10 protein-coding genes are annotated in these 8,442 nt (G+C 74.6%); all 10 read right to left on the bottom strand.

The window, feature by feature from the left end:
* Positions 1–62: 62 nt before the first annotated feature.
* The 10 genes from ACFV4N_RS03525 to ACFV4N_RS03480 all read right to left on the bottom strand — a co-directional run bounded on the left by ACFV4N_RS03525 (position 63) and on the right by ACFV4N_RS03480 (position 8,441).
* Positions 63–491, bottom strand: coding sequence for a hypothetical protein (locus ACFV4N_RS03525; protein WP_499670905.1), 429 nt, complete (start codon positions 489–491; stop codon positions 63–65).
* Positions 492–504: 13 nt separating this feature from the next.
* Entirely contained in the window at positions 505–945 is a 441-nt protein-coding gene (gene mce1N / locus ACFV4N_RS03520) for a transport-regulating membrane protein Mce1N (protein WP_499670904.1), read from the bottom strand.
* A gap of 4 nt (positions 946–949) precedes the next feature.
* Positions 950–1,534 (bottom strand): hypothetical protein, encoded by a 585-nt coding sequence (locus ACFV4N_RS03515; RefSeq protein WP_499670903.1) that lies wholly within the window; start codon positions 1,532–1,534, stop codon positions 950–952.
* A 34-nt stretch (positions 1,535–1,568) separates the two neighbouring features.
* Positions 1,569–2,006 (bottom strand): hypothetical protein, encoded by a 438-nt coding sequence (locus ACFV4N_RS03510; protein WP_499670902.1) that lies wholly within the window; start codon positions 2,004–2,006, stop codon positions 1,569–1,571.
* 17 nt (positions 2,007–2,023) lie between these two features.
* Complete coding sequence (locus tag ACFV4N_RS03505) at positions 2,024–2,698, bottom strand: hypothetical protein (protein WP_499670901.1); 675 nt, start codon at positions 2,696–2,698, stop codon at positions 2,024–2,026.
* Positions 2,699–2,708: 10 nt separating this feature from the next.
* Positions 2,709–3,257 (bottom strand): hypothetical protein, encoded by a 549-nt coding sequence (locus ACFV4N_RS03500; protein ID WP_499670900.1) that lies wholly within the window; start codon positions 3,255–3,257, stop codon positions 2,709–2,711.
* An 11-nt stretch (positions 3,258–3,268) separates the two neighbouring features.
* Positions 3,269–4,246, bottom strand: coding sequence for a porphobilinogen synthase (gene hemB / locus ACFV4N_RS03495; protein ID WP_499670899.1), 978 nt, complete (start codon positions 4,244–4,246; stop codon positions 3,269–3,271).
* 385 nt (positions 4,247–4,631) lie between these two features.
* Positions 4,632–6,164 carry a bifunctional uroporphyrinogen-III C-methyltransferase/uroporphyrinogen-III synthase gene (locus ACFV4N_RS03490; RefSeq protein ID WP_499670898.1) on the bottom strand — a complete coding sequence of 511 codons (1,533 nt, stop codon included), beginning with the start codon at positions 6,162–6,164 and terminating at the stop codon, positions 4,632–4,634.
* A 16-nt stretch (positions 6,165–6,180) separates the two neighbouring features.
* Complete coding sequence (gene hemC / locus ACFV4N_RS03485; protein ID WP_499670897.1) at positions 6,181–7,122, bottom strand: hydroxymethylbilane synthase; 942 nt, start codon at positions 7,120–7,122, stop codon at positions 6,181–6,183.
* Positions 7,119–8,441 (bottom strand): glutamyl-tRNA reductase, encoded by a 1,323-nt coding sequence (locus ACFV4N_RS03480; protein WP_499670896.1) that lies wholly within the window; start codon positions 8,439–8,441, stop codon positions 7,119–7,121. The genes hemC and ACFV4N_RS03480 overlap by 4 nt, the downstream gene beginning before the upstream one ends.
* Between the last annotated feature and the right edge of the window lies 1 nt (position 8,442).

The raw sequence follows: 8,442 nt of genomic DNA, 5'->3' as shown, positions 1-8,442 counted from the left end.
CAGGGGGTGGCGGCTGCGGGGTGGTGGCGGCTGCGGGGTGGTGCGGGCGAGGGGGGGTGGGGCTAGCGGTCGGCCGGGGGCTGGGTGGCCGGGGGCTGGGTGGCCGGGGGCTGGGGCTGGGTGGTCGGGGCTCCGTCGGCCGGCGGCACGAGGTCCTGGTCGAAGGAGTCCGGGTCGTGCGAGTGCCCGGGTCGGCGGGTGCGGGTGGCGAGCACCGCCTGGCGGATCGCGTCGAGCGCCAGCACGCCGGCCACCGTGGCCAGGCCGACCGCGAGCCCGATCCAGTTGCCGCGGTAGCGGGTGGCGCCCAGCGGCTCCCGGTCGGGGACCGGGTAGCTGTGGTGCTCCACACCGCGTTGCCAGCACCACGCGGCCGCCAGGACGAGCAGCACGCCGAGCACCACCTCGCCGGCGGCGATCAGCGCTCGTTTGGGCTGGTGCAGCTTCGGTGGCTCGGGCACGGTCTGGCTCTCCACGGTGGCCGCTGTCACGCCGGTCAGCTTCTCACGTCCCGCGCGCCGCCAGCAGCCTGGCCACGGCGGCGCGCAGGGCGTCCGCGTCCCGGGCCCAGGCCGTGACGACGGTGCCGTCGACCAGCCGGAGCGGCACCGGCGCCGTGCCGCGCGGCAGGGTCCAGCCGCCGCCGAGGACCCGGGCGCCCGCGCGCGGTTCCACGCCCTCCGCCTCGGCGACGTCCCGCACCGGCAGCTCCTCCCGGCCCTGGTGCAGCGCCGCGGGCGTGAGGCGCACCGCGTAGACGCGCCGCCTGCCCTGCACCCACACCAGGGTCGGCAGGACCAGCGCCAGCGCCACGACCAGCCACAGGAGCGGGCGGACCGCGCCGGTCAGCGCCTCCACGGCGAAGCCGAGCAGGGCGAACGCCGGTCCCCACAGCAGGGGCCACCAGGACGCGCCGGGTTCGGCGTACAGGGTCGGCTGCTCCACGGCCTCAGCCCAGGTTGCCCGCGAAGTAGTGCCGGGCGCCCGGCCGGAAGCTGAACACCGCCGCGACCGCGGGCAGCGCCAGGCGCAGCGCGATCACCACCCAGGTGACCGGCTCGGCGCCGTCGCGCGCGGCCACGATCGCGGCGGCCAGGGCCAGCACGCCGAGGACCAGCGCGCCGCCGCACAGGACCAGCCGGGCCTGGTAGCTGCCCCGCAGGAGGGCGATGGCGCCCCAGAGGCCGCCCAGCGCGACGCACGTGGTGGCGAACAGGGTCATGACCGGGCCGAAACCGGCGAGCGCGCCCGGTCCCGCGAGCGCCTGGGCGATCGTGCCCAGGGGCCACGACAGGGCGGCGAGCAGCCAGGACGCGAACGCGACGACGACCGCGCCGGGGCGGACGACGGCGGCGGCGGACTGGTCCACCTCCCGCATCTGCCCGGGGAAGCCGAGCGGGTGGGGCGGCGGTTGGTGTGGTGGCGGCTGGTGGTGAGGTGGCTGCTGCTGGTGAGGTGGCTGCCGGGGGTTGGCGTGCGGGTAGTTCACCGGCCGCATGGGCGTGCCGTAAGGGTCGAACGGCGGCTGGGTCATGTCGTCACCGTCCTCGGTCGGGGCTTGCCCGCTCTCAGTGCTGCCGCACCCACTGTGCCGTACCGGGCAGCCAGGTGAGGGCCGAACCGACGGCGATGAGCAGGAGCGCGACCAGGTTCGCCGCGCTCCCGCCCGCGCCGGGCAGCACGATCCACAGCACGTGCAGCACGGCCACCGCGGTGAGCACGCCGCGCGACCACCGCCTGCCCAGCTTCAGCAGCCACCCGAACAGCCCGTAGCCGATCGCGAGGAACCCGCTGACCAGCGCGAGCTGCACCAGGATCTCGGTCACGCGCCCCGGGGGGTCGCCGACCCGCGCGGCGGCCTCCAGCAGGTCGCCCCGCCGGGTCCACAGCACGACGTTCTCGAACACCACGAAGGCCGCCAGCGCCAGCCACACGCCGACCGCGCCGCGCACGACCGAGGGCGGCTGCTCGCGCGCCGGTCCCCCGCGCGCGGGTCTCCCGCGCACGGGTCCCCCGCCGCCCGTCACCCGAGCCGCTTGGCCGCCTCGAAGTACTCCTTCGAAGCGGGCGTGTAGAGCAGGAATACGGCGGCCACGAGCGGCAGCACGACCAGCAGGCTGAGCAGGGTGAAGCCGAACATGCTCAGCAGGAGCGCGACGATGCCCGCCACGTTCAGCCAGGTCCGCGCCCAGGGCTTGCCGGCACGGGCCTTGAACGCGAAGAACACCAGCAGGCCCGCCACGACCACCGCGGCGACGGTGAAGAAGGCCTGGAAGGCGATCAGGCCCGTGCGCAGCTGCTCGTCGGTCAGGCCCTGGTTGCCGCCGGCGCTCTGCTTGGCGATGTCGACCACGGCCTGGGGGTTGGCCATCATGATGGCCAGGGCGGCGATCGCCAGGACGGTCATGATGGCGGCGGTCGCGATCCACAGCCAGAACGAGGTCCGGACCTGCTTCGGCGCGGTCCGGACCGGGGACCGGGACAGCTCGTCCGCCCCGCCCGGGTAGGTCTGGTAGCCGGCGGCCCGGTACCCCGCGGGTTGGTCGCCCGCGGGCTGGTACCCCGTGGGCTGGTGACCGGCCGGCTGGTACCCCGTGGGCTGGTGGCCGGCCGGCTGGTCGGTCTGCGGCGGTGGAGGCGCCGGGGTGGCGTACGGCTCCTGCTGCGGCCGGTTCTCCGGGTCCTGTGGCGTGGTCACGGGTGGAACGCTAAGGGTGGTCAGGTGCCCTGTCCACCGTGACGGGCCGCGACCGGAAGTACCCCGCCGCCGCCGGGTGGAAGGCCAGCACCACGGCCACCGCGTCGATCGCCATGGTGATCACGTTGAACACCAGGTCCAGCGGGCTCACCACCAGCCCGTAGGCGGTCGCGAAACCGGTGCCGACGGTGATCAACCGCACCACGCCGAGGAAGACGCCGGCACTGGCCAGCACGGTCAGCGCGACGCGCGCCCAGTTGCGGCCGGCGGCCATGCGGTTCGCCAGCCGCGCGGTGATCAGCACCAGGGCGACCGCCAGCAGGAGGCTGAAGAAGGTGCCGCCGGTCGCGGCGGCGTCCAGCTCGTCCTGGCCCAGGGTCGGCTGCCGCCGGCGCAGCTCGTCGATCAGCATCCCCCGGTCGGAGACCTGCACGAGGAACCTGGCCATGCCGACGACGGCGCTGAGGATGAACAGCCACCGCGCCAGGTCCACCTGCCTGGGCGGGGTCGGGCGCGGCGCGCCGGACTTCGGCCGCCCCTCCGTCGGTCGTCCCGTCACCGATCGCCCCGTCACCGGTCGCCGAGCCAGCCCGCGGCTTCCACGGCCCAGTAGGTGAGCACGATGGCCGCGCCGGCGCGGCGGATCGAGGTCAGCGTCTCCAGCACGGTGCGCTCCCGGTCGATCCACCCGTTGCGGGCGGCGGCCTCGACCATCGCGTACTCGCCGGAGATCTGGTACGCGGCGACCGGGACCGTGGAGAGCGCGGCGACGTCCTTGATCACGTCCAGGTACGGCAGCGCGGGCTTGACCATGACCATGTCCGCGCCCTCGGCCAGGTCGAGGGTCGCCTCGCGGAGCGCTTCCCGGGCGTTCGCCGGGTCCTGCTGGTAGGTCTTGCGGTCGCCGGAGAGCTGCGACTCCACCGCGTCCCGGAACGGGCCGTAGAGCGCGGAGGCGTACTTGGCGCTGTAGGCGAGGATGCCGGTGTCGGTGAAGCCGGCCTCGTCCAGGGCGTTGCGGATGAAGCCGATCTGGCCGTCCATCATGCCGCTGGGGCCGACCACGTGCGCGCCCGCGCGGGCCTGGGCCACGGCCATCTCGCCGTAGACCTCCAGCGTGGCGTCGTTGTCCACGGCGCCCTCGGGGGTGAGCACGCCGCAGTGGCCGTGGTCGGTGAACTCGTCCAGGCAGCAGTCGGACATCAGGACCGTGCTGTCGCCGAGCTCGGAGCGCAGGTCGGCGAGGGCGGCGTTGAGGATGCCGTCGGGGTCGGTGGCGCCGGAGCCCACGGCGTCGCGCTCGGCGGGGACGCCGAACAGCATGATGCCGCCCACCCCCGCCCGGACCGCCTCGACGGCCGCCTTGCGGAGGGAGTCCCGGGTGTGCTGGAGGACGCCCGGCATGCTCTTGATCTCGGCCGGCTGGCGGGCGCCCTCCTTGACGAACATGGGGAGGACGAGCTGGCGCGGCTCCACGGTGGTCTCGCTGACCAGGCGGCGCATGGCCGGGGTGGTGCGCAGGCGGCGGGGGCGGTGGGCTGGGAACACGGCGGGTACTCCCTCGTGTGTCAATCAGGTGTTGTGAAGCCGCGGGTTGGCCCCGGCTCGATTTGACACGGGGCCCTTACGAGCACCGGAGGCAGGCCGCAGCCGGCAGGCACGGTGGGGAAGAGCGTCCCACCGAGCCTGCCGGCTCCGACCAGCCTATGGCACTCGAACCCATGTCAAATCGGGCCTCGCCGGCCACCGCCAGTCCCGCCCAACTCGCGTGTCCTCCAGTCCGACACCGCGTGTCCTCCGGTCCGACACCGCGAGTCGTACGTTCAGAACGCGTGAGTCGTACGTTCAGGTCGGGCGAGTCGTACGTTGCGGACCGGCGAGTCATGCGTTCAGGTCGGGCGAGTCATGCGTTGGGGGCCGGTGAGTCGTGCGTTCAGGAGCGGCGGAGGCGCTTGGTCTTGCGCGGGGGCGGGAGGGCGCCTTCCGCGCGCAGGCGCGCGGCGTGCTGGGCCAGGGCGTCGACCAGGGCCGGGACGTTGGCGTCTTCCGGTTGGACGTCCACCCTGAGGCCGAACTCGCGGGCCGTTTCGGCGGTCTGGGGGCCGATGCAGGCCACCAGGGTCCGCGCGTGCGGCTTGCCGGCGATGCCGACCAGGTTCCGGACCGTCGAGGACGAGGTGAAGCAGACCGCGTCGAAACCGCCGGACTTGATCATCTCGCGGGTGTCGGCGGGCGGCGGGGCGGCCCGGACGGTGCGGTAGGCCGTGACGTCGTCGATCTCCCAGCCGCGTTCCCGCAGGCCCGCCGCCAGGGTCTCGGTGGCGATGTCGGCGCGCGGGAGGAGCACGCGGTCGACCGGGTCGAGGATGTCGTCGTACGGCGGGAAGTCGGCCAGGAGGCCTTCCGAGGACTGCTCGCCGGACGGGACCAGCTCCGGGATGATGCCGAAGCCGCGGACCTTGGCCGCCGTCGACTCGCCGACGCAGGCGATCTTCACGCCGGAGAACGCGCGGGCGTCCAGGCCGAACTCGCGGAACTTCTCCCAGACCGCGCGGACGGCGTTGGTCGAGGTGAAGACGACCCACTGGTAGCGGCCGTCGACCAGGCCCTTGACCGAGCGCTCCATCTGGGCCGGGCTGCGCGGCGGCTCGACGGAGATGGTCGGGACCTCGACGGGGATGGCGCCGTGGGAGTGGAGGCGGTCGCTCATCGCGCCGGCCTGCTCCTTGGTGCGCGGGACGAGGACGCGCCAGCCGTAGAGGGCGCGCGACTCCCACCAGGACAGCTTGGCGCGGTTGGCGACGGCCGCGCCGACCGTGACGACCAGGGGGCCGCCCAGGTCGCCGGCGTCCTGCGCCAGGCCGGCCAGGGTCGTGTCGACCGTGCGCTGGCTGAACCCGGTGCCGTCGGCGGTCACCGAGACCGGGGTCTGGGGCGCCAGGCCGTGCTCCACCAGGGACGACGCCGCCTCGGCGAGGTGACCGCCGGTGGCGTGCAGGACCAGGGTGCCGGGCGCGGCGGCGAGGCCGGCCCAGTCGGTGACGCCCCGGACGTCGGCCTCGGTGTGGACGGCGCCGAGGGCGACGCCCGCGTAGGCCGGCACGGCGGTGCCGGCGGGCACGCCGGGGACGACGTCGAACGCGATGGTGGTCTTGGAGACCGCCTGGGCCTCCTTGACGACGGAGTCCAGGGTGAGCGGGTCGCCCGCCACCAGGCGGACCACGGCGGCGCCGTTCTTGGCCTCGGTGACCAGGTCCTTCGCCACGTCGGCGGGGTCGCCCACGGCCGGGCGGACCTCGACGCCGTCCGGTACCAGCGCCACCACCTCGGCCGGTACGTCCGGGTCCGTCACCACCAGCTCGGCCTTGGCGAGCAGGTCACGGGCCCGGACCGTGAGCAACCCGGTGTCGCCGGGGCCGGAGCCCACGAAGGCGACTCGGCCGGGGGTCTTGCGTGCGCGGGTCATCTGAGGGCACTCCCCATCAACTACGCCTCGCCGGCGACGCAGCGGCGTGGCCGGAGAGGTCGAGCAACTCGGCGGCCAGCGCGCGGCCGAGTTCCTCTGCTGCGGTCAAGTCACCGGTGGCGGACGCACGGAGGAGGTCACCGTCCTCCGTCGCCATGACCCCGCGCAGGGACAGGCGGAGCACCACGGTCCCCTCGTCGCTGAGGTCTTCCACCACATCGGCCAGTGCGCCGACCGGCGCGCTGCAACCCGCTTCGAGCGCGGCCAGGAGGGCGCGCTCGGCGGCCACAGCGGCCCTGCTGGCCGAGTCGTCCAGAGTGGACTGGAGCAGGTGCTCGGTGTCGACGTCGTCGACCCGGCACTCCACCGCCAGGGCGCCCTGCGCGGGCGCGGGGAGCATCTGGATCGGCTCCAGGGTCTCCGTGATCTCGGCGGTGCGGCCCAGGCGCGCGAGGCCCGCGCGGGCGAGCACGACGGCGTCCAGCTCACCGTCGGTCACCTTGCGGATGCGGGTGTCGACGTTCCCGCGCAACCCGACCACCTCGATGCCCAGGCCGAGCGCCTCGAGCTGGGCGGCGCGCCGGGGCGAGCCAGTGCCGACCCGCGCGCCCGTCGGCAGCTCGCCGAGGGTGAGGCCGTCGCGGGCGACGAGGGCGTCGCGCGGGTCCTCGCGGGACGGCACGGCGGCCAGCGACAGGCGCGGGTCGCGGGCCGTGGGCAGGTCCTTGTACGAGTGCACGGCCACGTCGATCTCGCCGTTCGCGAGGGCGTCGCGGAGGGCTGAGGTGAAGACGCCGATGCCGATCTCGGCGATGGGCGCGTGCGACCGGTCGCCGGGCGTGGAGATGGTGACGATCTCCACGTCCGCGCCCGCCGCGCGCAGCTGGTCGGCCACGTGACCGGTCTGCGCGAGCGCCAGGGCGCTGCCGCGGGTGCCGATCCTGAGGGTGCGGTTCACCGCTTTTCACCTTCGGGTTGGGTCTTGTGGGGGGTGCTGACGGCGGACGGCGCCTGCGGGTCGAGCCCGAACAGCTCGCGCAGCGCCTCGGCGTAGCCGGCTCCCCCGGGCGCCGCGGCCAGCTCCTTCACCCGGACTGTGGGGGTGTGCAGGAGCTTGTCCACGACCCGGCGCACGGTCTTGGCCAGTTCGTCGCGCACCGCGCCGTCCAGCTCGGGCAGCCGCTGGTCCAGGCGCAGCAGCTCGGCGTCGACGACCTCGGCGGCGCGCTTGCGCAGTGCCGTCACGGTGGGCGTGACCCCGGCCGAGCGCTGCCCGGCCAGGTAGGCGCGGACCTCCTCGGCCACGATCTCCGCCGCGCGCTGGGTGTCCTGGCCCGTCGGGGCGTCGGACAGCCTGCGCTGGAGGGTCTCCAGGTCGACCACGCGCACGTTGTCCAGCAGCGCGGCGGCGGGGTCGACGTCCTTGGGCAGGCCGAGGTCGCAGACGACCAGCGGCCGGTCCGGGGTGCGGTCGCCGATGTGCTCGGCGCCGACGACGGTGTCGACGGAGCCGGTGCACGCGAACAGCACGTCGGCGGTCGCGACCTCGTCGGCCAGGGCCCGGAGGTCGGTGTGGCGGGCCCGGACGCCGTCCGCCGCGAGGGCGCCGGCCAGGCGCTCGCCGTTGGCGGAGGTGCGGTTGGCGATCACGACCTCGCCGATGCCTGCGCGGCGCAGGTGGGCGGCCGCCAGGCCACCCATGGAACCGGCGCCGACGATGACCGCCTTGCGGCCGTCGAGCCCGCCGAGGGCCTGGCCGGCGTCGGTGAGCGCCTCGGAGACGACGGACGCGCCGGCGTGGTCGATGCCGGTGTCGGTGTGGATGCGCTTGCCGACCCGCAGGGCCTGCTGGACCAGCTCGTGCAGGGTGCGGCCGACCACGCCGGCCTCGTCGGCGGCGTTGTAGGAGGTCCGGAGCTGCCCGAGGATCTGGGCCTCGCCCACGACCATCGAGTCCAGGCCGCCGGCCACGGAGAACAGGTGCTCGACGGCGGCGGCCGAGTAGTGCACGTACAGGTGCTCGAACAGCTCGGCCGGCTCGGCGCCCGCCTGGCGGGCCAGCACCTCGACGACCTCGTTCATGCCGCCGTGGAAGGTCTCGACGACCGCGTAGACCTCGACCCGGTTGCACGTCGACAGCAGGACCGCCTCGGACACGCTGGGCGCGGTCAGCAGTTGGTCGAGGACCTTGCCCCGGTCGGCGTCGGCCACCGCGACGCGCTCCAGGACGGGCACGGGGGTGGTCCGGTGGGACAGACCGACGACGAGCACGCTCATG

This window comes from Actinosynnema sp. NPDC059797 (assembly GCF_042732085.1).
Lineage (GTDB): Bacteria > Actinomycetota > Actinomycetes > Mycobacteriales > Pseudonocardiaceae > Actinosynnema.
The sequence above is the reverse complement of the archived record's forward strand: the minus strand, read 5'-3'. Positions and strand labels throughout refer to the sequence as shown.